The following is a 21,675-nucleotide window of genomic DNA, read 5'->3' on the forward strand; positions in this document are numbered from 1 at the left end:
TTAGAAAAGGCTCGAAGCAGGAAGTGAAGCATTGGCCCGGCTTTTCTGCGTTGCATCGCCCACCAGTTTTGTAAATTCGTGGGCACAGCCACCGTCACTCCAACATCAGTTCGACCTTGATACGTTTGAAAGCGTCGCACTTCAGGCCGGGATCGAAGTTGCCGGAGCTCTGCCAATCCATCGGGTGCCCCTGGCTGCAAGCATTCTGGTGGAAAAACACGCAAGACTCGCAAATCTGTCGAGGCATTGGCGGTTCGCCGAAATAGCTCTCTTCCTGCGTCGGCACGATAGGCACCTTCTGACCTCTCGGCAAAGCTCGTAGCCTTGCGGCCTGTCGTTCGAGGTTGAGAATCATCTGCGGCAGGTCCCAACTGGCCGGCACGATCGCTTGCGTGTTGTCCCTAACCTCTCGCCCACGACTCGTCTTCTTGCCATAGGTTACGCCCAAGGGTTCGACGAGTTCACGTACCAACTCCAGGCCTTTCCCGCGGACCTTCGCTCGTTCCGCATCGCCACCTTTGGTTCTGAGCCTCTCCCGTGCTTTCCTTAATGCTTCGATTTTCTGGCAAATCGACTGAAACTCCTGGTCGTTTCCGGCAAGCGCCATGAACGCCTCGGCAATCTGGCCGTTTCTGGTCAGCGCTGCGGAGAGGTCTTCGGCGGAAATCTCCCCAGCCTTCAAAGCTTCAAGCTTTTTCAAGAGAACGACGTATTTCTCAGTCTTCTCCGCTTCGGCCCTCGCCCAATCAGGATGACGGTCACGAGCGTACTGGCTCGAAGTCCATGGCGATACCTCGCCGAACAGGCGCAACACCGTGACGGCCTTCACCTTTTGCGCTGATACGGGATCTGTTATTCCGAAGCAGCCCATGAAGATGCCTGCTTCTTCATTTTGCAGGTCTCGTTCCAGGCGAGGCTCGTCAGCGCGCCAGTTATTCTTTCGCTCGTCACACAGATGCTCGAGCTTGATGATGGATTGCATCGGACTGCATCCGGCGTACATGGCACCCTGGTCAGCCACTGCCTGTCTGTAATCAAGGCGAGCTTCGGCACGAGCGCTTTTCACGACCTTCGCTTTGTCCTTGTCGATCTCCGGCAGATCAAGGCAATCAACGACGCAGAAATTCTGGATAGTGTTGTCACGAACCAGCGAACTCAAGGCAACCATGCTATTGCGCTCGGCTTTTCGGAGCAACTTGTACACAGCACTATCGAGCTGGAAGTGCTCTTCAAGGAACCCTGCGACAGATGTTTCGGCGAGAAATCGCTCGGTGACTTCAGTTTTCAGTACAGTTTTGTTCGGGATGGCGAAGTCAGCGTCGGGTTGAACGTTGCCGTAGATCCGCACGGTGCATTGAACCCGGCCACGATTCGCACGGTTGACCGATTGGATGATCTGACTGGTATCGGCGTCCATGTGATCGAAGCGAGCCCAAAGAATGTCTGGTTCTCTAGCGAAGTTGAGGCCCAGCCCGAAGAGCGGACTTGAAATCAGAATCGGCAGAACGCTGGTCCTTGCGGCTTCGATTTCCTCCTCGGAATTTTCTGGCCGGGACACGATCATCGAGTGGTCAGCCACGCCGTACTGTTCAGCGAGGCGTCGGTACATCTCCATCTTCGACGTGTCAAGCAGCATCACGAAGCGAGGAAGAGCCTCGCCGTTGCGAAGTTTGTTCTGGAAGTCGTCGAGCAACGTTGCGAGATCCGAATCAAAGCGTGCGGTCGGCACAACTTGAAGGGGATTGCTTTTGTACGGAGCAAACTCATAGCAGCAATAGTCGCTTTCGGTCAGGCTTCCGACAGCATTCTTCGAGATTTCAACGACGGCATGGCGCTGAACGTCGGTTAACGTGCCGGTGAGTAACAGTGACTGGCGAGCCTTGCTCAACGCAGATTCCAAATCACGAAGCCCATTCTTTCTGTACATGAATCGGTCCAGGCCCTGATGGATTTCATCAAGGATCAGAACATGGGCGATCCCGTCGTCGTACGCTTGCTCGAGAAGTCTGGGAAGCGAGTCGATGGTCGTCACAATGACGCCAAGCTGAGGAAAACCCGTTCCCCACACACCTGAGTAATAGGCTGGGCGGAGCCCAGCTTCCGTAAGATCTGCCTGCATCTGCTTGACCAGTGCGATCGTCGGCGCTGAATACAGGACAAGCTGGCGTTGGTCGACGCGATTCCGGATCCAGTCGATCGTTGCAGTGGTTTTGCCAGAGCCTGTGGGTGAATTGACCAACGACACCTTTGCCGTGGCGAAATCGTCTAACGCGGGAAGATAGCCGTTGACCAAATCGAGATGACGATGAGGCACTTCGGAGAACCAGCCAAGTACATCACGAACATGGTCGTGTGCGCCTTGGGACAGCTCTCTGAGCGGAATCGAGTCTCCATCGCCGTGGCGAATTCCGAATTGAGGACGATTCTTTGCAACGTACCAAGAGCCAGGGGTGCCTTCATCAACAAAGTACAGCGTCAGGTAGTTTTCATCGGCACTCAACTTTGCGCCAGCAAATGGGCGACCTCGACGAGCGGACTGATTCACTCGATTCGGGGAAACGCTATAACGGGTGACGGCGACCTTGCCTTCAACCTTGGTCAACATCGTCCTCGTTTGATAGCCATGACTGCGCTTGTACTCATCGACGAGACGGCGCTTGAGAATCGAGGCGCAATCTTCGACGTCTGAAGCGATCGGTGGAATCGTCACGCCGCCACATTCCTTGCGAATCAGACCCTGACGGCTCTCTGGCGTAATTCTGCAGCTCACTCCGGTTTCGATGGTCGGGCTGGCAATGTAATGCGCTTGAACTTCGCTTCGCAGCGGAGCCGGATCGATACCAACGCTCAGCGCCACATTGCCGCCTGCGTTTTCTCCCAGTGTGTAGAAACCCGTTTCCATGCAATGCAAGGATAAGTAAGCTGAAAGCGCCTTGCCGGGAACGCGTCGATCAAGCCAGAAGAAGAGATGAACGTTCAAACCAGACTTCAGCGGAGCGCCGTTTTCGCCAAGAACACCTGCGCTACCGCTGTGCTGATAGAAGTATGTGACGTTGCGAAACTCTGCAGGCAGCTTGGCGATTACCCACTCGATGGCTTCGACCGAAAGCGCGTCAATCGTCGGAGGCACTTCGATGTTATCGAAATCGAGCATGGCCCAAGGCGTGCCTTTGGGGTGCTCCGTGAAGTTCTCACCGGTCTTGCGGACGTTTTGGGTTTTGGCGCTGACAGGTAGACCTCGAATCAGGATGTGCCGGTTGTCAACGCTGCAAAACTGAATCAGCTTTGCCAGGTCTTCAATCCCACCGACCGAAACCGTGGATGCCTCGAAGAGGAATGCGTTCTGGAAATTTTGCTTTTGTACCTGCTGATCTTCATCGAGGTAGAAGCGCTTGTTGACCGGATGGTCGAGCGACGTCAAGACGGTGATCTCGGCATTGTCGTCGCCAGTAGCGGCGGGGAATGCAATACGTTGAGATTGACGGGGATTCGTCTTGGGCAGCGGTATGCCACGCGTGAATACTGAACTAAAATACATTTATAAGATTGTTTTTTGGTATGGCTGGTCCAGTCGAATTTGCACTTCGCTGGCCTTTCTTTCTTGTCTTCCTGTTCGGTATGCAAGCCCGTTCCTGGCTGACCGATCATCCTCGCCCTTAGCTCGGCTTGCGCAATGTCGAAACGGGTACGTTCGCAAGTGCTGCCAATTCTTCGGCCCGGTAATAGTTCGGAACAAAGCCTTGTGCCTGCCAATTGCTAACTGTCCTGCTTGAAACCCTCAACTGCGCTGCTACACGGCTAGGACCACCAGCGGTGTGTATTGCCTCTTTTACTAAATTTGTGTTTGTCATTTTTCTCTCGGTTAAAGACTGAGTCTGCGTATCGCAAAGTTTCCGCAGATTTGCTTGACTCGTTTCTTATGTTAGTCCGGAGAGTTGCGACGAGTGGGAAGAAGCGAAAATATTTTTTTTGCTATATGTCCTTGCCGGACGCTCGACGACATGCCGGTTGGCAACGCATTTGCACGGAACAGTTCTCGCAAATCATCTTCCCATCTTCCCTAGTCCTTACGCCGACCCTCTGCCGCATATGTTTTTGTGCCGGGAGGATGGGAGGACTCCTCATTGAAAGTCTTCCCGTGTCCTCTTGGAAAACGCATGTCTTCAGGTCAATGCCGGTCCTTCCCAGGGTTTCGGATGGTAGAGCTCAGCCCCGGACTTCAGAGCCACGAGCCAGACGGTATGGCTAACCTTTCGTGACTGAAAGCCGAGATTGGCTAGCGCCCGCCCGAACCCTATGGAAGTGCAGGATTTCTGGTTATGCGCCTTGCGCCACGCATCGAAAACCTCTAGCAGACCCTTGGCCGTCCATCCCCGTTGATCCGGCGACGGCACGAGGCACTCTTCCGCAAATTGCTGAACCGGATTCACGTCACTACGGTAGGCGGCAACCGCCACTAACGACGAGGGAGGAATCGAAAATTCTTGCTGAGCGAGCAGATCTCGAAGCCCCTCGACCGCCCATGCGATGATCCCTGGCATTTCCTGCAAAAGCTCATTTTCCAAATTCGGGTTCTGCTCTTCCGGTGCAAACGTGCGGTTGAACGTCAGGATGATGATCCGCCGGAAATACCCATCAGAATCATCGCTGCTGTGTGGCATGGAGTTGGTTGCCACCATCAACCTGGCGAACGGCGTGATCGTGCACGAATCCTTATACTTCCGTTCAGCCTCGATCGGGTCGCCCGACACGATGGACTTGATGTACCCATCACCCGTCAACGCCTGCGCCGGAAGGTCGGATGAGATGTTTACCAGCTTTCCGGCAATTTCAGCCCGGACCGCCGCACGTCCCAGCCGGTTCAACATGGCGTGCGACACATTTTCCCGCCCAACCATCGCTTCGACCACCTTGCAGAACAGCGACTTGCCGTTTGCCCCGTTGCCCAGCAGGTACAGCATCTTCTGAAAACTGGCGTCAGTGATTAGCAAGTACCCCATCCACTGCCGGATAAAGCGTGTTTTCTGCTCCCGGTCAGGGTCATCACGGAACATCTCCCGCAAGGCTTGGAGCCAACGTTGGCATTCAGCCGTCGACACGTAATCAGCATCTATGCTATTGACGAGGCGGTGCGCTGGGTCGTGCGGGCCGAGTTCGCCGGTTTCGACATTTAGAACGCCGTTACGGAAGCACACCAGTTTCTTGTTTGGCTTGAAGATGTCGGCAGGCTCCCGGGTCTGATACTTGATGTACTTGAGTAACTGCTGAGCATCGGACACCTTGATACCGTACCCGAAGATTTCCAGCAGCTGCTGGATGAGCTCCGCCTCCTCGACGATCCGATAGACACCGTTGTCATAGCCATAGAACAAGTTCCCGACGCAGGCACATCCATCCCGATACTGTGCATCAAGGAAGGTCTGAGCAACGACGCGCTGAGACAGCTTGTGGAATTTCTCCACCCCCGCCCGTCGATTGAGATCGTCCGGGCGACCAGCGACGCCGCCATCGGGCGTGAGGCAGCCTTCGCTCCCGGGGCAACCATTGAACCCGTCTGCCCGGATTTCCGGGCACGTCCGAGACGCGTGCTCCAAAGGGTGGCCCGTTGCGATCAGGTGCCGCACGTAGTGGCACATCTTCTCTTTCGGTTCGCCCAGCGTCACCGCCGCCCGGATGAAGTCTTGAGTCGAGAGGTTGTCGGGCTGGCCATTTGCATGGACGGCTCCGTCGGGACTGCTTCGGCTGTCGTCAGATCCACGGATGTCCGTGATGGTCACTGGCGTACACAATGGCAGCCGGATCACCCTGGACTGGTTTGCATCGAGAATGGCGATATCACTCATGCTGCCACCTCGCCCATTTCGGTGAGACGGAGGTAAGTGTGGAGGCGCATGTTCGTCAGCGTTCTAACCGGAAACTGACCTTGCTTCATGTCGACTTCGACGAACATGCCGGGGCGCCGATACCTGTGACCCACCTCGAACGGGTATTTATTTTCAAACACGATCTCATAGCCGATCCGGACGAGCGCCCGACGATCTGCACCCAGCTTCAGATACGCATTCCTGGCGGCTTCAGCGCCAGCGACCGCCAGCTTCAGTGCGAGCCAAAGTACGCTTGCAGCGTAGGGACGCATGGTGGCGGCCCAGTCCTGCTTCGTGTACTTCGCAGGCGCTTTGCATTCGACGCTGCGCGGGGCGATGTCAAGAACGGCCAGCTCGTCTTTTTCCGGCAGAGTCGAGAAGAACGATGCGATTTGGGCGTGGAGCTTAGACATTTGCACCCCCGACCACTGCTCGGTTGCCATGGCGGTTAGCCATTACAAAAGCGTCCAGGTCGGCGAGGCGATACATCACGCGACGACCGATCTTCACATAAGGCAGGTCTTGCGCCCGAGTGACGGCCCAGTTTGCCAAAGTCTGCGGCTTGAGTCGGAGATACGTTGCCGCCTCCTGGCGATCGAGCAGCCGGTTGAAATTTGCAGACGCAGGAGTAGCGTCATTCCAGTAAGAACCATTCCGAGCCTCGGCACTGGTACTGATCGAGGCCGGGAACGGGACGTGAGCCGTGGGAAAGTCGCGGCAGCTATCTTCGAATTCTTTGCGGGAAAATGCGTGAGAGTTCATTTCTTCGTTTCGAGTCACCGGAACGTACCGGCATGAAACGATTGTCGCGGTGGCGCCGCTCGGTTGCGAGGAAGAAAAATCTGCGAAATTTATTTCCGTCTGACCTGCGCGCTGTGGATCAGTCGGGCGCTTGTGCTGTTGGCAGATCGTTTGCGAGCCGTCGCAAGACTCGGTATGTGTCTTCCGAGAACAAGAGTGTTGCGGCGTTAGCGGCTTTCTTCTTCTTGGAATCGAGCGTTTCGTATCTCGCCCCCGGGAACAGGCTGCTCCAACGAAACACACTTGGGACCGAAAGTCCGGTCAGACGCTCAAACAGATCGAGGTCATACCACTGGACGGCGCAATGTGGAATCCATTGATTCTTCGCCTTGTCCATATAGTTGCCGTTTTTTTTGTCAGGTTCTGGCAACCCACGACGTTGAAGTTCTCGTTCCAACCACGTCTTGAAATCCTCGATGATCGACTCCCGAGGAAATTCCAGCGACACCGTCACATGCGCAAAGCGTTGGAATGACGACTGTGAATTGGTTGCCAAAATCTCATCGACAACGGCATCTGGAGACTCCGTCAAGTCGCTCCACAAATCGCCGTCATCATCGCCACGCGAATAGCCGTCGTCACCAGTCGCTTGCGTCGTGTCCAGCTCGTTGATGAGGAACCCCAATCGCCGCAGATTCATCGACTTGACTGTGGCTGTGTTAGCTTCGTGATCTGCACCAATATACCGAACGTCCGAGCCCAGCCACTTCAAGGGCTCCTTCTTGAGTATTTCGAAAACGCCAGCGACCGCCCCCGGACACCCCCCGTCGACTGCCCGTCGGATGTTGAGCCGGTCACCGACGAGACGTGTCCACTCCAGCACGGTGAAGTTCTCAAGCCCCGCGTAGTGTCTGGGCTGGAACCATTCCAAGTCTTGTTCTGTCGCAGGCGTGGCAATCTTTTTCGAGTGCGGCATAGCCAATACGAGGCTCCCTGCGTAAGCGACGGACGAGTGGTGCGGCGTAAGACGCAGGATACCGGTAGAGTTCCTACACAGTTCCTACACGCCGCGTCTGGCAGATGTAAAAAGGGCCTAGCATCGCTGCTAAGCCCTTGATTTGTTTGGTGGAGAGGAGGAGGATCGAACTCCCGACCTTCGCATTGCGAACGCGACGCTCTCCCAGCTGAGCTACCCCCCCAACACAAAAATAATTCTAGCACAGCCATTTTCCCTTTTGCCAAGCCTCCAGCCCCGGGAAAACCTCATCTGGACGGCGCGCCCGCGAGCACCCAGTCGACGACCGCGCGGATATCCGCATCGCTCATCGATTGATGGGCAGGCATCGGAATCATGCCCCATACGCCGGAGCCGCCGTCCTTCACCTTGCGCGCGAGTTTGGTCAGCGCCTGCGCGTCGCCCTTGTACTTCGCGGCGATTTGCTGGAACGACGGACCAACCAGCTTGCGATCGACGGCGTGACAGCCCATGCATGCATTCGCGGCGGCGACCTGCTGGCCGCGCGCCGCCTCGGCCGCGCGAGCACCCGACGTCATCGTGCCGGCGAGCGCGCCCACCACCAACGCGAACACGACACCCGCACGCGTCATACCGCGCATCAAGGCACCGCCTTCGGATTACCCGGTCGCACCGACGTCGACGAGTTGACAGGCGCAGGCGCCTGCTGATCGAGCGGCCGCGCGCTCACCGACGAATCGGGAATCGCGCCGACCGTCGGCTCGCTGACCTCGGGCTGCGAGGCGGCCACCGGCGCCGTCGCACCGGCGGCCGCAGCAGCTTCGGCTTCCTGCGGCTGGATGTACTGGAACACCTTGACCACCTCCACGACGCCCGGCACGCGGCTCGTGACGTCGGCGCCGATATTGCCCTCATTCATCGTGACGAGGCCCATCAGATAGACGTTGCCGCGCTCGGCCACGACCTTGAAATTGTTCGCCGAAATGTTCTTCTCCGCGATCAGAGCGGTCTTCACGCGCGTTTCGAGGTAGGTGTCGTTGGTGCGCGACGAGAACGAGCTCGCCGGCGCGATCGCCAGTTCATTGACGATCGTATTCACGTTGTTCATGTTCCGCACGATGCTCTCGGCACGCTGCTTCGACGCCTCGCCCGCGACCTCGCCGGTCAGCAGCACGCGGCGGTTGAACACCGTGACGTTGACGTGCGCGGAGTCCGGCAGATTCTGGCTGATCTGCGACAGCGCCTTCACCTGAATCTCGCGATCCTCGGTCTGCGCGCCGAGCGTGCGGCGGTCGGTCGCCATCAGCGCGCCGCCGCCCGCCGCGGCCCCGACGGCGAGAAAGCAGCCTTGCAGCGTGGCCGACAGGCCCGCCGCGACCCCGACCACGAGCACGGTTCTCACCAGTGTCTTCTTGATGCGGAAAACGCTCATCAACTAGCTCTCCTTCGAAATCAGTCTCAGTCTTCGCCGAGCAACATGGCATCGATGCCGTCGCACAGGCAATGGATGGTCAGCAGGTGCACTTCCTGGATGCGCGCCGTGCGGTCGGACGGCACGCACACGTGGATATCGGTGTCGCTCAGCACCTCCTGCGCGCGTCCGCCGCCCTTGCCGGTCAGCGCAACGACGATCATTTCGCGCTCATGCGCGGCTTCGATCGCGGCCAGCACGTTCGCGGAATTGCCGGATGTGGTGATCGCGAGCAACACGTCGCCGGGCTGACCGAGCGCCCAGACCTGTTTCGCGTAGATCTGTTCGAACGAATAGTCATTGGCGATCGCGGTGAGCACGGAGGTGTCGGTGCTGAGCGCAATGGCCGGCAGACCTGGCCGCTCGCGCTCGAAGCGGCCGATCAGCTCGGCCGCGAAATGCTGCGCGTCGGCGGCCGAACCGCCGTTGCCGCACGCGAGGATGCGATTGCCGTTGGCGAGCGCGGCGAACATCGTGTCGATCGCGGCGGCGATCGGCATCGACAGGGTTTCGAGGGCTTCGAGTTTGACTGCCGCGCTGTCGCGGAAGTGTTGTTGGATGCGTTCGACTGACATCGAGTCTCTATCTTGTACCGCGAATGGACCGCACTGCGCGGCCGTGTTGTGAAGTCATACTGCCAGGCTGTGGCCGCCGATGAGTTCGCGCGGCACGCGAGCGCAAGTTTATCGCACTCACGCGCGTTGTCTGCGCTGTCGGTCAGACTTCGTCGGCGCGAAACGCATCGCGCAACCACACGAGCCTGCCGCTCTCGAACGCGACGACGTCGAAACGGCACGCGGGTTCGTCGCGCGGGCCGCGGTTCGTCGTGGCGCGCGTCGCGAGATAGTGCCGCGCCGCTCGCACGATGCGCTGTCTCTTCTGCCAACCGATGCTCGCGGCCGCACCGCCATAATGCCGCTGCGCACGCGCGCGAACTTCGACGAACACCAGCGCGCCGTCACGATCACTCATCACGAGATCGATCTCGCCGCCCCGGCAGGTGACGTTGCGCGCCACGAAGCGCAGACGCTGGCGCTGCAAAAATTCTCGCGCGCGTGCTTCGAAAGCCGCGCCGACGGATTTGGACTGGTGAGCGCAGGAAAAGTTGTGGGCGGTTTTTGGACCGGCGTTTATGGGCATCTTTTGCGCAGTGTTCGGCGCGGCCTGCTCGCGCAAGCCCACATGGCACAATGTCGGCCTCGTTCCGTCTGTTTGTGTCTTCCGTGTCATGACTCCTCTCTCCGAACTCGCGCAAGGGCAGCAGTACCCCGCCGCCGCGCTGTATGTGGTGGCCACGCCGATCGGCAACATCGCCGACATCACGCTGCGCGCGCTGCACGTGCTCGGACTCGCGGATCGCATCGCCGCCGAGGACACCCGCAACACCGGACAGCTGCTCGCGCGCTACGGCATCTCGAAGCCGCTCGTCGCCGTGCATCAGCACAACGAGCGCACCGCCGCGCAGCGCGTGATCGAGTATCTGCAGGCCGGCGAGCGCGTGGCCTACGTGTCCGACGCGGGCACGCCGGGCATCTCGGACCCCGGCGCCAAGCTCGTCGATGCCGTGCGCGAGGCCGGCTTCGTGGTGGTCCCGCTGCCCGGCGCGAGTGCGCTCGCCACCGCGCTCAGCGCAACCGGCGACTGGGTCGCGACGTTCTCGTTCCTCGGCTTCCTCCCGCCGAAGCCGAAGGCGCGCGCCGCCGCTTTGCAAGCGCTCGCGCAACATCCTCACGCGATGGTGTTCTACGAAGCGCCGCACCGGATCGTCGAGACGGTCCAGGCGCTCGCCGATGCGTTCGGCGGCACACGCCGTCTGCTGATCGCGCGGGAACTGACGAAGTTACACGAAGCCCTACACCAGGGCACCCTGGCCGAAGGGCCAACGTGGCTCGCTGCCGACGCGAACCGGCAGCGTGGCGAATTCGTGCTGGTGGTCGAAGGCGCGGCGCCCGAAGCGGCCGGCGAGCACGATCACGACGCGCTGCTCGGCATCCTGCTGGAAGAATTGACGGTGAGCAGCGCGGCGAAGGTCGCGGCGGCGCTCACGGGCGCATCGCGCAACGTGTTGTACGCGCGCGCGCTGGCGCTGAAGGAAGACAAGCCCGACGCCTGAGAGCCAAGCCGGGCGGGTAAACGGCGGAAGGCAAAGAAAACGGGCCGCATGTCGCGGCCCTTCGATTTTCTACAGACGGTTGGTTCAGCCGACGCGGCATCATCGCCACGTAACGTCACATCACTTGTTCGGGTCCGAGTTCGACGCGAGCGTCTCGTTCAGCTCGGCGCGCGCTTCCTGCTGCGTGAGCCCTTCGATCTTGACCCGCGCGGTGCCGGTGTGGCGCATGTCGAGCATGGCGGCGGCCGCCATCGACAGGTCGATCACGCGGCCGCGGGCGTACGGGCCGCGGTCGTTGATCCGTACGATCACCGAGCGCGAATTGGCCGGATTGGTCACGCGCACGTACGAGCCGAGCGGCAGCGTGCGATGCGCGGCCGTCATGGCATGCATGTCGTAACGCTCGCCATTGGCGGTGCGGCGGCCGTGGAAGAAGCGTCCGTACCATGACGCGCGTCCGATCTGATGGAAGTCCGCGACGTCGACGCCGTCGTCGGTGAGCGGCTGCGCGTCAGCCAGCGGCGACGCGGGCGCGTTCGACGCGCTCGGGCTCGAGGCCGGCGCGCTACCGAACGATTGTGGTCCGAAAGAGCTCAGGTGCGTGTTCCTTGTACTTTGCGGCGTGTCGTTCGCGGACGTATCGGGCGCGCCCGGAGGCGTGGCACAGCCGGCCAGTACAAAAAAGGCAAAAAGAGTCCCTACACCACGGGTTAGCCGAGTTTTCATAAGACGTGCAATCACATTGTCGAGCCGCGTCACCCGCAAACTGCTGGGTATGTTGCTTGCGGCTCCGGCGGTAGGGACGACAACGCGCCGCGCGAAAATGCGCAGTACGTCAAAGCCCGGATACGGCTCACTCAGCCGCTACCGCACGGTTAATTTTCACGTCTGGCGCAACCTGTCCCCGGCAGCCTGACCAGACCCCACATGCCGCCAACTGAACGTGGCAATGACACGTTCTTGCGCGCGCAACTCAGCGCGCAGGAACGGCGGCGTAGGCCCCACCCAGCGTCACGGAGATTAATTCCGTAGCAGGCGCGCGGCGCCTGGCTGGACAAGACGTGTGCATCGAACGCATCGATACTGATGGCCGTCGGCATTCCGACAGCCTTTACTTGAACGGCGAGCGGCATTCCCTTTTGGTGGGAACGCATCGCCTTGTGGCAGCACAATTCCTAGTGCATGGAGTCCATTATACCCAAAACTTTTTTTTGGGATGGTGAGCTGCTCAAAAACTTGATCAATCTTCACATTTATCGCAAAAATGGACATACGAAAGACCGAGACGGGCCGTGAGCCGGCCCCGTCGCATGGGCGGTGGAGGCTGTCGCGAGGCCCGGTACAATCAACGTTTTTCCAGCGCGTCGTCCACCCATGAAAGTCACCCTGATCCCCGTCACGCCGTTCCAGCAGAACTGCTCGCTGCTCGTTTGCGAGGCCACCGGGCGCGCTGCCGTCGTCGATCCGGGCGGCGACCTCGACATGATCCAGCGCGAGATCGCGCGGCAGAACGTGACCGTCGAGAAAGTCTTGCTGACCCACGGCCACATCGATCATTGCGCCGGCGCGAAGACACTCGCCAGCCACTACGGCGTGCCGATTGAAGGTCCGCATCCCGACGAACGTTTCTGGCTCGACATGCTGCCGGACCAGAGCACGCGCTTCGGCTTCCCGGCCGCCGACGCCTTCGAGCCGGACCGCTGGCTACAAGACGGCGACACCGTGCAATTCGGCGACGAAACCCTCGAGGTCTACCACTGCCCCGGCCACACGCCGGGCCATGTGGTCTTCTTCAGCCGCGCGCACCGGCTTGCACTAGTTGGCGACGTGCTGTTCGCCGGCTCGATCGGCCGCACGGATTTCCCGCGTGGCAATCATGCGGACCTGATCCGCTCGATCCGCGACAAACTCTGGCCGCTCGGCGACGACGTCACGTTCGTGCCCGGCCACGGCCCGACCTCGACGTTCGGCGCCGAGCGCCGCACGAATCCCTACGTCGCCGACGGAGTGGGCGCATGAGCAGCGAAATCTATGTGAGTACCGACGTCGAAGCGGACGGCCCGATCCCCGGCCCGCACTCGATGCTGAGCTTCGCATCCGCCGCATACACCGAAGACAAGCAGCTGATCGCGACGTTCTCGGCGAATCTCGAACTGCTCGAAGGCGCAGCGCCGCATCCGGTTCAGGAAGCGTGGTGGAAGACCCAGCCGGAAGCATGGGCGGCCTGCCGCCAGGACTTGCAGAAACCCGAGGCCGCCCTGACCGCCTACGTCGAATGGGTCGAGGCGCTGCCGGGCAAGCCGGTGTTCGTCGCGATGCCCGCCGGCTTCGACTTCACCTATATGTTCTGGTACATGATGCGCTTCGTCGGCCGCTGCCCGTTTTCGTGGTCGGCGCTCGACATCAAGACGCTCGCGTTCGCGATGACCGGCCTGCCGTACCGCAAGAACATCAAGCCGCGCTTTCCGAAGCACTGGTTCGACGAGCATCCGCACACGCACGTCGCGCTCGACGACGCGATCGAGCAGGGTGCCCTCTTTTGCAACATGCTGAAGGACTTGCGCGCGCGTCAGCCCGAGCTGCCGGGGGACGGCAAGGATGATGGGGACGGCTCAGGGCAAAACGCCGCTCCCGACCCGGTAAATTAGGCAATCTCGCTCGCGAGAGCCGTTTTACATTGCGTTTCGTTTTCGCGCCCTCTACCATGCGTTGATACGGCGACGCTAACGGAGGCGCAGTTGACACTCGATACGTTCTCACAGAAGATCCTGCGCCTACTGCAGCTCGACGCACGTCGTTCCGTGCAGGAAATCTCCGACCAGGTCGGGCTGTCGAGCACGCCGTGCTGGCGGCGCATCAAGGACATGGAACAGTCGGGCGTGATCCAGCGCTACACGGCGCTGCTCGATCGCGAAAAACTCGGCTTGCATGTGTGCGCGCTCGCGCACATCCATCTGACGCGCCACACCGAAGGCGGCGTCGAGCAGTTCGAGCGGGAAATCGCCACCTGCCCCGAAGTGACCGAGTGCTACAGCACGACCGGTGAATCCGATTACATCCTGAAGATCGTCGCGCCGGACATCAAGGCGTACGACAGCTTCCTGCACGAACGCATTTTCAAGATTCCAGCCGTCGCGCAGGTGCGCACGAGCGTCGTGCTGCGCGAAATCAAGTTCGATACGCAGTTGCCGTTGTGACGCATGCCGCCGCCGCGGGCGGCATGAAGGTTCGCGGCATCGGGTGTCCGAAACTCGTCGGACTCAGGCGGCGTTGTGAGGCTCCGTGGCAGTTGACCGAGCGCCGGGGGCGACGCCGGTCTGGAGTTCCGCCGCCGGACCGCCTTGCGCGGCCGAGATATCCCGTTGCAGCAGCACGTCTAGCTTGCGCGCGCCGAGACGACGCTTGAGCGCCTCCAGATCGATGCGCCCAAGCGACTGCGCCTCGCTTTCCAGCAGACACGCGGCCTCTGGGCCGTCCGCAGCGCGCCCTTCAACGGACGCCGCCGCCGGTAACACCACCTCCACGTCGAGCCCGGTGCTCAGGTAGTGCAGATTTATCCCAGCGGCCTGCAAGCCCCAGGCCGCCAGCGCCGCGTCGACCTCGGCGGTCACGCGCTCCCGCGGCGGCAGATCGACCGGTGGATGCGCGAGCGCATCGTTTTCCGGATCGACGTGGATCAGCGCGTCGAGCACGCGCTTGTCGGTCAGCACACGCAGCCGCGCCGACTCCGCGATGTAATGCCCTTCCGATACCGAAATCATCGGATCGACCAGAATGTGCGCGTCGACGAGCGCGAAATCGCCCATCTTGCGCGTACGCATTTCGTGCACGTCACGCACGCCGGGGGTGGACATCAGCAATGCGCGCATGTCGGCCGCGGCGGTTTCGTCGAGCGCGCGGTCCGACAGATCCTGCAGCGCGTCCCAACCGAAGGTCCAGAGCCCATGCGCGCGACCATGAAACCGACGATGGCCGCTGCGATCGGGTCGAGCAACCGCAAGCCGGCGAGGCTGCCGATCACGCCGATCCCCACCACCAGCGACGACGCCGCGTCCGAGCGCGCGTGCCATGCGTTCGCGATCAGCATCGCGGAACGCACGCGCTTCGCCTCGCGCAGCATGTAGCGAAACAGCGCTTCCTTGCAGACCAGCACGAGCGCCGCGACCGCGAGCGCGCTCATGTGCACGGCGGGAATATTTTGCAGGTCGGCGAGCCGCGTACCGGCGCGCCACAACATGCCGACGCCGACCGAGATCAGCAGCGCGCCGAGAAATAACGACGCCACCGTCTCATAACGGCTATGCCCGTAATTGTGATCCGCGTCGGGCTTGGCCCCGCTGTGCCGATTGGCAATCAGCACGACAAAATCGGAAATAAGATCGGCAAGGGAATGGACACCGTCGGCAACTAGCGCCTGCGAGTGCGCGATCGTGCCGATGGCGATTTGCAGCGTCATCAACACGCTATTGAGCGCAATACTCGCAAAAGTATTTTTGCGCGCAACGCGTTGTTTCTCGGTGGATTGGGCGATCGCGGCGGACTGCATGCTGAAGTGGCGGAAATGTCAATTATCGTTATTGTAGCCGCCGCGAATCGCGCGCGCAGGGAAAAGCGGAAAAAACCTTTTTAAATCAATCGCTTATCTAAACGAAAAGCATTCGCGTTCCAGTTGCCTGAAGCGCATGCGACAAAAAACTCGGCGCCGCAAATGACGAAAACCGCGCCCTGAACGGTGCGCGGCTTTTTCAGATTCTGCAGCAGGCTATAAAACGCGGTGGATCGCCGCTATTCGTACTACGTGCGGCCAACCCTCACTGCCCGCCTGATCGTGATTACTTCTGGATCAGAAACTTTTCGCGATCAAGACCCGCAATCCAGCGCGGCGGCTTGCCGCGACCGGACCACGTGCTGCCGCTTTCCGGATCGCGATATTTAGGCGCGACGCCTGCGCGCGGCCGGCTCGCTTTAGCGCCTTTCGGTGCGCGGCCGCCGCCGAGTTCGCTCAGCGAAATGCCGTAATCCGCCATCTTCTGCTTGATTTCATTCAAGACTTCCGCGTATTCGCGCGACTTCGCTTCTTCAATCTGCTTTTCGAGCTTCTCGCGCTGTGCGAGCAGTTCCTTGTAAGAAGACATAGGTTTCCCTTGTGGTATGGATAAATGACCGCCGGTCTTTTGCCGACTCGCCTTTGAAGGTTTCATGCCTCGGAATTTGACGGCGAGATTAACACAAAATAGAAAGGCTGGATAAGCAACCGGAAAAAATTAATTTAAATTCGTTTCAAAAAGTTTCCTGCGCTGCTTTTGGGTCGGACTACGGCCTTTCTAATCGCTGATTTCGCATGTCGCTAAAAAAGTCCACTCATCTGCATATTTACACGATTTAACTATCAAGAAATGAGACTTGAGCGGTCCATTGCACATCGAACATTTCACGGCATGAAAGCTTTGGCTTGGATAAGCCGCGCACTATTGAGACAAGGACCCCGTTCGTCGCGACTGGCGCATGCGCGTTTTCTCGATAAACGATAAATACTTAATCCGCATGCCGCTCGATGCAGACTTCGAGCGCGGCGTGCAATGTCCCGGTATCGGACCGGGCGCCATCGAATGCGAAACGGTGGCGCACGCCGTTGCGTTTCAGATCGGCGCCATAACGGTCGACACCCAGCAATTCGACGCCGCCCGCGCCACTCAGCCGGTGACCGAATTCCGCGATCAGCGCGTCCTCCTCGCTGACTGCAAGCGGCGGCAGCGGATCGAGTTCGGCGCCATCGAGCCAGCCCATCGCGCCAAAGCCGCCGATGTAGCGCAGCCGCTGGACCTCCATGATCCAGAACGTGAAATCGCCCAGCATCAGGTAGCGCTCCGCGTCCGGGTGATAGTGCAGGTAGCGCCGCGCCAGTTCCGGGCTCGAGCCGACCGGCTCGAAGCGGCCAAGCAGCGTGACGCGCTGGCCGCCCAGCACGTCGCCGTCGGGTGCGTCGACGGCCAGAAAACCGGCGCGCGGATCGGCGTGCAGGTTGTGCGTGTGCTCCGCGAGCCGGCTCACGAGGATCGTCGGACGATGCCGCGCGTCCGGCGCGAACGGCAGCACCGACGGATACGGAAAGCCCTCGGGCTGGCGAGCATGGGTGGCGAGCGTGCCGACCGTGGCCGTGTGCAGCAGATGCAGCGGAGCGTGAGCCGGAATGTTCAACTGAGCGTTCCTCGGTGAACCAGGAATGAACGGGAAGCGGTGAGCGGCAGAAAAGCCGCCGCGCACGGCAATGCAAAAACCAACTGCGGCGTGCCATGGCATGACAGCCGGCAATACCGCCAGGTTGCATCCCCAGCCTATCAATCGTATGCGCCCGATCCCACGGCTCCAAGCATTCGCCACCACGCTTCGATAGAATCGAAGATCCGCTTTCAATGCGCTTTCTCGCGCACATCGCCTCGAGACCTCCGTGCCCGATCACCAAGCCTCCGAATTCGCCGTCCTGCCCGCCGCGCATCGCAATCTGTCCGTCACCGCACGGCAACGCGCACGCGTTGCCACGATGGCGGTATTTTTCATCGCCGGCATGATGTACGCCTCGTGGGGCGTGCACGTGCCGACGGTGCGCGACCGCTTCCATCTGAATCCGGCGATGCTGTCGTTCGCGTTGTTCGCGGTGGCGGGCGGATCGATTGGCGCGATGGTGACCAATGCGTCGTGGATCGCGCGGGTCGGCACGCGCCGCGCCTGCCTGACCGGCGGCCTCGCGATGGCCGCCTGCGCCGCGCTGATCCTCGTCGTGCCGGCGTACTGGATCGTGCTGATCGTGCTGGCCGTCTTCGGCGCGGGCATGGCCACGCTCGACGTCGCGATGAACGCCGAAGCGAGCGCCGTCGAAAAGGCGCTCGGCAAGCCGATCATGTCGTCGCTGCATGGGATGTTCAGCCTTGGCGGCATGTTCGGCGCGGCGGTGGGCGGGGCGCTGCTGTCGCGCGGCATGGCGCCGGCTGTGCATCTCGCGCTCGCCGCGGCGGCCAGCGCGCTCGTGCTGGTGCTCGCGTGCCCGTCGGTGCTGCCGCACGTGCCACACGCCGAGCATCCCGATGCCGCGACGCCGCGCGCGAGCCGCTGGCGCTCGCCGGCGTTGTGGGCGCTCGGCACGATGGCGCTGGTCGCGCTGATCGCCGAAGGCGCGATGTACGACTGGGCCACGGTCTATATGCGCGATGTCGTGCTCTCGACGCCCGCGCTCGCCAGCGCCGCCTACGCGGCGTTTTCCGGCGGCATGGCGGCAGCGCGTTTTGCCGGCGACGCGGTGCGCGCCCGCTTCGGCGCGCCGCAACTCGTGATGATCAGTGCGGCGCTCGCCTGCGCCGGGATGGTCGACGCGCTGCTGCTGCCGAATCCGGTGGCCGCGCTCGCCGGCTTTGCGCTGATCGGCCTCGGCCTCGCGAACATGATGCCGGTGCTTTTCGCGGCGGCCGCGAGCGTGAAGGGCATCCACGCGGCCGAGGGGCTCGCGCACGTCGCGGGGCTGGCCTATTTCGGGTTGCTGCTCGGACCGGTGATCATCGGTGCGGTCGCGCAGGTGACCAATCTGACGATCGGGCTGTCGGTCGTCGCCGTGTGCGCCGCGATGATCGCGCTCGTCGGGCCGAAGGTGCTGCGGCGTTTGAAGATCTGACGCAAACGCAACGCCAAAAAGAAGAGGCACGCAAGCCTGACGGCCCACGTGCCTCTTTGGCGGCAAATCGAAGTGCGGCCCGACGCCGCCTTCGACCACACCGAATTTACATCTTCACGACGTCGAGCAACGTCTTCTTGCCTTGCTTGTAGTCGTACAGCGAGATCACGCCGTGCTGCAGGTCGCCCTTCGAGTCGAACGTCGTTTCGCCGATCACGCCCTTGTAGTCGGTCGTCGGCATCGCTGCCAGGATCTTCGCCGGATCGGTCGAGTTAGCGCGCTTCATCGCGTCGACGATGATGTACACCGCGTCATACGTGAACGGCGCGTAAATCTGGATCGGCTGGCCGAAGCGCTTCTCGTACTTCGTTTCGAACGCCTTGCCGCCCGCCATCTTTTCGAGCGCCATGCCGGCTTCCGAGCAGACGATGTTGTCGGTTGCGTCGCCGGCCAGGTCCGACAGCTTGTCGGTACACACGCCGTCACCTGCCAGCACCTTCGCGCGCAGGCCGAGCTGCTTCGCCTGCTTGGCGAACGGGCCGCCGGTCGCGTCCATGCCGCCGTACATGATCGCGTCGGGATTTTCACCCTTGATCTTCGTCAGAATCGCGCGGAAGTCGACGGCCTTGTCGTTCGTCGCGTCGTGCGACACGACCTTCATACCGAGCGATTTCGCCGTCTTCTCGAATTCGTTCGCGAGACCCTGGCCGTAAGCGGTCGAGTCGTCGACGATCGCGACGCTCTTCACCTTCATGCCCTTCGCCGCGTAGTTCGCGAGAGCCGGGCCTTGCTGAGCATCGGTCGCGACGACGCGGTAGGTCGTCTTGAAGCCTTGCTGCGTGTAGGCCGGGTTCGTTGCCGACGGCGAGATCTGCACGATGCCCGCATCGCTATAGATCTTCGATGCCGGGATCGAGGTGCCCGAGTTCAGGTGGCCGACCACGGCGACGACCTTGTCGTCGACGAGCTTCTGCGCAACCTGCGTGGCCGTGCGGGGGTCGGCCGCGTCGTCCTGCGCGTCGAGTTGCAGCGTGATCTTCTGGCCACCGATCGTCAGACCCTTCGCGTTGATTTCCTCAATGGCGAGGCGCGCGCCGTTTTCGTTGTCTTTACCCAGGTGAGCGATACCGCCAGTCAACGGCGCGACGTGACCGATCTTCACGACCGTGTCGGCCGCGGCCGATGTTGCCAACGTCGCGAACAGCACCGCCGCAGCGCTGATCGGCAACAGCTTTTGAATCTTGATGTTCATGTAAGTCTCCAGTTTCGGTCAAAACAACGTAATCGCCCTGTGCCCCGCTTCCCCTACACGTGTCGCTCAGTCCCGTGGACGACCACGCCGGTTGCATCGTTCATGCACTTGGCCAGTACGTTTACCGGACTGTTTGTGACAGTTGGCAAACCGTACTTGCGCGCAAGTGTAGGCCATCAAATTAATTTGCGGGAATTTTTTGAGAAAGTGGGAACTACACTAATAGCGCAGTTCCCGGGCGAACCGCTCGTGGCTTGGGCGAGCAAACCGGAAAGCCCCAGCCCATGCGGGTTTCCGCTAATTAGGAAGTTTCTCCGCGGGCGCGGATTTAGCCATTTTCCGGCTTCTGTCACATATGATTCGAAGGGTTTTTCAACTCAAAAATGTGGCGTGCCGCACAGGATTGTGAGTGCGGTAAAAAACTTAAATCAGCCTTAAATCGGCCATGCAATCAACGCAAGAACGCGGCGATTCGCACGGAGGCCGCCTGCCATTCCTGCTCGAGCTGCGCCATCAGTTCGATCGCGCCAATTGCTTCGGCGCGCGTGTGGCCAAGCGGCGCACCCTGCCCCGCCCACAACGACAGGTTATCGCCGTTCTGCGCACGCGCCGCGTTTTGCCGCAGCTCCTGCGTCAACGCGTTTTGCACCGGATACGGCGCGATGCTGTCCGCCGATTCGCGCAAACGTTGTATCAACGGATTGCGGATGCCGCGCGCGTGGCGGCCCGTGATCGCGCGCGTCACCGTGGTCGAGGTATCTGACATGCCGCGCACGCGGGTTTTCCATGCCTCGGGGATCGCGCTCTCGCGGGTGGTCAGAAACGCGGTGTCCATCACCGCGGCTTGCGCACCGAGCGCGAGTGCCGCGACGATGCCGCGACCGTCCATGATGCCGCCGGCCGCGAGCACCGGCAGCCCGGTCGCGTCGACCAGTTGCGGCACGAGCGCCATCGTGCCGACCAGCGCATCTTCGAATGCGCCGATGAACGTGCCGCGATGCGCGCCCGCCTCCGCGCCTTGCGCGGCGACGGCATCGGCGCCCGCATCGCGCCACGCGATGCCTTCGGCAACATGCGTCGCAGTCCCAACTACATAGCTGCCGCTCGCGTGCAAACGCTCGACGTCGTCCGCTGCTAGCAGTCCGAACGTAAAGCCGGCGACCGGCACCCGCAATTCGATCAGCGTTTCCAGTTGCGCGCGAAAGTCAGGCGCATAGCGTGCGAGCGGCTGTCCCGGCGGCAAGCCGAGATCGGCGGGCAGCGGATCGATTGCGTCGAGCGCGCGGCGCACGGTGGCTTCATCGGGCGAGACCGGATCGAGCACGAACAGATTCACGCCGAACGGGCGATCGGTCAGCGCGCGAATCGCCGCGACCTCGCTCGCGATCTTCTCGGGCGCGAGCGCCGCCCCCGCTAGAAAACCAAGTCCGCCCGCATTGGATACCGCCGCGACGAGCGCCGGCGTCGTCGCGCCGCCGGCCATCGGCGCCTGCACGACGGGTACCCGCATCTGGAAGTGCTCGGCGAACGGCGTCACGAAACTGCCTTCATTCATGTTCGTTTCCTTGCGGCGCAAAGCCGTCGATGTGCTGATT

General features: G+C 61.1%; 20 protein-coding genes, 1 tRNA gene and 1 pseudogene. 6 read left to right on the forward strand and 16 right to left on the reverse strand.

Annotated elements, in window-relative coordinates:
* Nucleotides 1–94: 94 nt before the first annotated feature.
* From OKW39_RS11115 to OKW39_RS11160, 10 genes are all read right to left on the reverse strand, one after another.
* Complete coding sequence (locus OKW39_RS11115; RefSeq protein WP_429562680.1) at nt 95–3,538, reverse strand: DEAD/DEAH box helicase; 3,444 nt, start codon at nt 3,536–3,538, stop codon at nt 95–97.
* A 625-nt stretch (nt 3,539–4,163) separates the two neighbouring features.
* On the reverse strand, nt 4,164–5,843 hold the full coding sequence (locus OKW39_RS11120; RefSeq protein WP_429562681.1) for a DNA primase family protein: 1,680 nt from the start codon (nt 5,841–5,843) through the stop codon (nt 4,164–4,166).
* Nucleotides 5,840–6,277, reverse strand: coding sequence for a hypothetical protein (locus OKW39_RS11125; protein WP_429562682.1), 438 nt, complete (start codon nt 6,275–6,277; stop codon nt 5,840–5,842). The genes OKW39_RS11120 and OKW39_RS11125 overlap by 4 nt, the downstream gene beginning before the upstream one ends.
* Nucleotides 6,270–6,626, reverse strand: coding sequence for a helix-turn-helix domain-containing protein (locus tag OKW39_RS11130; protein ID WP_429562683.1), 357 nt, complete (start codon nt 6,624–6,626; stop codon nt 6,270–6,272). The genes OKW39_RS11125 and OKW39_RS11130 overlap by 8 nt, the downstream gene beginning before the upstream one ends.
* Nucleotides 6,627–6,744: 118 nt before the next feature.
* A complete protein-coding gene (locus OKW39_RS11135; RefSeq protein WP_429563485.1) occupies nt 6,745–7,581 on the reverse strand; it encodes a DUF6387 family protein in 837 nt (278 codons plus the stop codon).
* A 147-nt stretch (nt 7,582–7,728) separates the two neighbouring features.
* A tRNA-Ala gene (locus OKW39_RS11140) sits at nt 7,729–7,804 on the reverse strand.
* Between the two features lie 64 nt (nt 7,805–7,868).
* Nucleotides 7,869–8,222, reverse strand: a complete 354-nt coding sequence (locus tag OKW39_RS11145) for a c-type cytochrome (RefSeq protein ID WP_429562684.1) — start codon at nt 8,220–8,222, stop codon at nt 7,869–7,871.
* On the reverse strand, nt 8,222–9,013 hold the full coding sequence (locus tag OKW39_RS11150; protein WP_090802672.1) for a BON domain-containing protein: 792 nt from the start codon (nt 9,011–9,013) through the stop codon (nt 8,222–8,224). The genes OKW39_RS11145 and OKW39_RS11150 overlap by 1 nt, the downstream gene beginning before the upstream one ends.
* Before the next feature lie 26 nt (nt 9,014–9,039).
* Nucleotides 9,040–9,627 carry a phosphoheptose isomerase gene (locus tag OKW39_RS11155; protein WP_062125567.1) on the reverse strand — a complete coding sequence of 196 codons (588 nt, stop codon included), beginning with the start codon at nt 9,625–9,627 and terminating at the stop codon, nt 9,040–9,042.
* A gap of 142 nt (nt 9,628–9,769) precedes the next feature.
* Complete coding sequence (locus OKW39_RS11160) at nt 9,770–10,192, reverse strand: YraN family protein (RefSeq protein ID WP_260336494.1); 423 nt, start codon at nt 10,190–10,192, stop codon at nt 9,770–9,772.
* A gap of 88 nt (nt 10,193–10,280) precedes the next feature.
* Between OKW39_RS11160 and rsmI the strand changes: the two genes are divergently transcribed.
* Nucleotides 10,281–11,165 carry a 16S rRNA (cytidine(1402)-2'-O)-methyltransferase gene (gene rsmI / locus OKW39_RS11165; protein ID WP_429362555.1) on the forward strand — a complete coding sequence of 295 codons (885 nt, stop codon included), beginning with the start codon at nt 10,281–10,283 and terminating at the stop codon, nt 11,163–11,165.
* Nucleotides 11,166–11,285: 120 nt separating this feature from the next.
* Here rsmI and OKW39_RS11170 read toward each other — a convergent pair whose 3' ends face one another.
* Nucleotides 11,286–11,891, reverse strand: a complete 606-nt coding sequence (locus OKW39_RS11170) for a septal ring lytic transglycosylase RlpA family protein (protein ID WP_429562685.1) — start codon at nt 11,889–11,891, stop codon at nt 11,286–11,288.
* Nucleotides 11,892–12,539: 648 nt separating this feature from the next.
* On the opposite strand from OKW39_RS11170, the gene OKW39_RS11175 reads away from it, so the two are divergent.
* The 3 genes from OKW39_RS11175 (at nt 12,540) to OKW39_RS11185 (ending at nt 14,362) form a co-directional block, all read left to right on the forward strand.
* Entirely contained in the window at nt 12,540–13,184 is a 645-nt protein-coding gene (locus OKW39_RS11175; RefSeq protein ID WP_429335604.1) for an MBL fold metallo-hydrolase, read from the forward strand.
* Nucleotides 13,181–13,813: an exonuclease gene (locus OKW39_RS11180; RefSeq protein WP_090802665.1), complete on the forward strand. Its 633-nt coding sequence runs from the start codon at nt 13,181–13,183 to the stop codon at nt 13,811–13,813. Before OKW39_RS11175 ends, OKW39_RS11180 begins: the two co-directional genes overlap by 4 nt.
* 90 nt (nt 13,814–13,903) lie before the next feature.
* Nucleotides 13,904–14,362 carry an Lrp/AsnC family transcriptional regulator gene (locus OKW39_RS11185; protein WP_012431468.1) on the forward strand — a complete coding sequence of 153 codons (459 nt, stop codon included), beginning with the start codon at nt 13,904–13,906 and terminating at the stop codon, nt 14,360–14,362.
* Nucleotides 14,363–14,425: 63 nt separating this feature from the next.
* Here OKW39_RS11185 and OKW39_RS11190 read toward each other — a convergent pair.
* Nucleotides 14,426–15,696: pseudogene (locus OKW39_RS11190) on the reverse strand (cation diffusion facilitator family transporter).
* Here OKW39_RS11190 and OKW39_RS11195 point away from each other — a divergent pair.
* Nucleotides 15,610–15,795: a hypothetical protein gene (locus OKW39_RS11195; protein ID WP_429563515.1), complete on the forward strand. Its 186-nt coding sequence runs from the start codon at nt 15,610–15,612 to the stop codon at nt 15,793–15,795. The pseudogene OKW39_RS11190 and the gene OKW39_RS11195 sit on opposite strands and share 87 nt — an antisense overlap.
* Before the next feature lie 202 nt (nt 15,796–15,997).
* Here the strand turns inward: OKW39_RS11195 and OKW39_RS11200 are convergent, their stop codons facing one another.
* Together OKW39_RS11200 and OKW39_RS11205 are read right to left on the reverse strand one after the other, a co-directional pair.
* Entirely contained in the window at nt 15,998–16,300 is a 303-nt protein-coding gene (locus OKW39_RS11200) for an H-NS family nucleoid-associated regulatory protein (protein WP_008921239.1), read from the reverse strand.
* A 400-nt stretch (nt 16,301–16,700) separates the two neighbouring features.
* Nucleotides 16,701–17,363 (reverse strand): HugZ family protein, encoded by a 663-nt coding sequence (locus OKW39_RS11205; protein WP_429562686.1) that lies wholly within the window; start codon nt 17,361–17,363, stop codon nt 16,701–16,703.
* Between the two features lie 250 nt (nt 17,364–17,613).
* Here OKW39_RS11205 and OKW39_RS11210 point away from each other — a divergent pair, with 250 nt between their 5' ends.
* Nucleotides 17,614–18,828, forward strand: a complete 1,215-nt coding sequence (locus tag OKW39_RS11210) for an MFS transporter (protein WP_429407744.1) — start codon at nt 17,614–17,616, stop codon at nt 18,826–18,828.
* Nucleotides 18,829–18,934: 106 nt separating this feature from the next.
* Here OKW39_RS11210 and OKW39_RS11215 read toward each other — a convergent pair whose 3' ends face one another.
* Together OKW39_RS11215 and OKW39_RS11220 are read right to left on the reverse strand one after the other, a co-directional pair.
* Nucleotides 18,935–20,080 (reverse strand): branched-chain amino acid ABC transporter substrate-binding protein, encoded by a 1,146-nt coding sequence (locus OKW39_RS11215; RefSeq protein WP_090802659.1) that lies wholly within the window; start codon nt 20,078–20,080, stop codon nt 18,935–18,937.
* Nucleotides 20,081–20,531: 451 nt separating this feature from the next.
* On the reverse strand, nt 20,532–21,635 hold the full coding sequence (locus OKW39_RS11220) for an NAD(P)H-dependent flavin oxidoreductase (protein WP_429562687.1): 1,104 nt from the start codon (nt 21,633–21,635) through the stop codon (nt 20,532–20,534).
* Nucleotides 21,636–21,675 lie beyond the last annotated feature (40 nt).

Origin of the sequence: Paraburkholderia sp. MM6662-R1 (assembly GCF_050436245.1) — a bacterium.
Classification (GTDB): Bacteria; Pseudomonadota; Gammaproteobacteria; order Burkholderiales; family Burkholderiaceae; genus Paraburkholderia; species Paraburkholderia tuberum.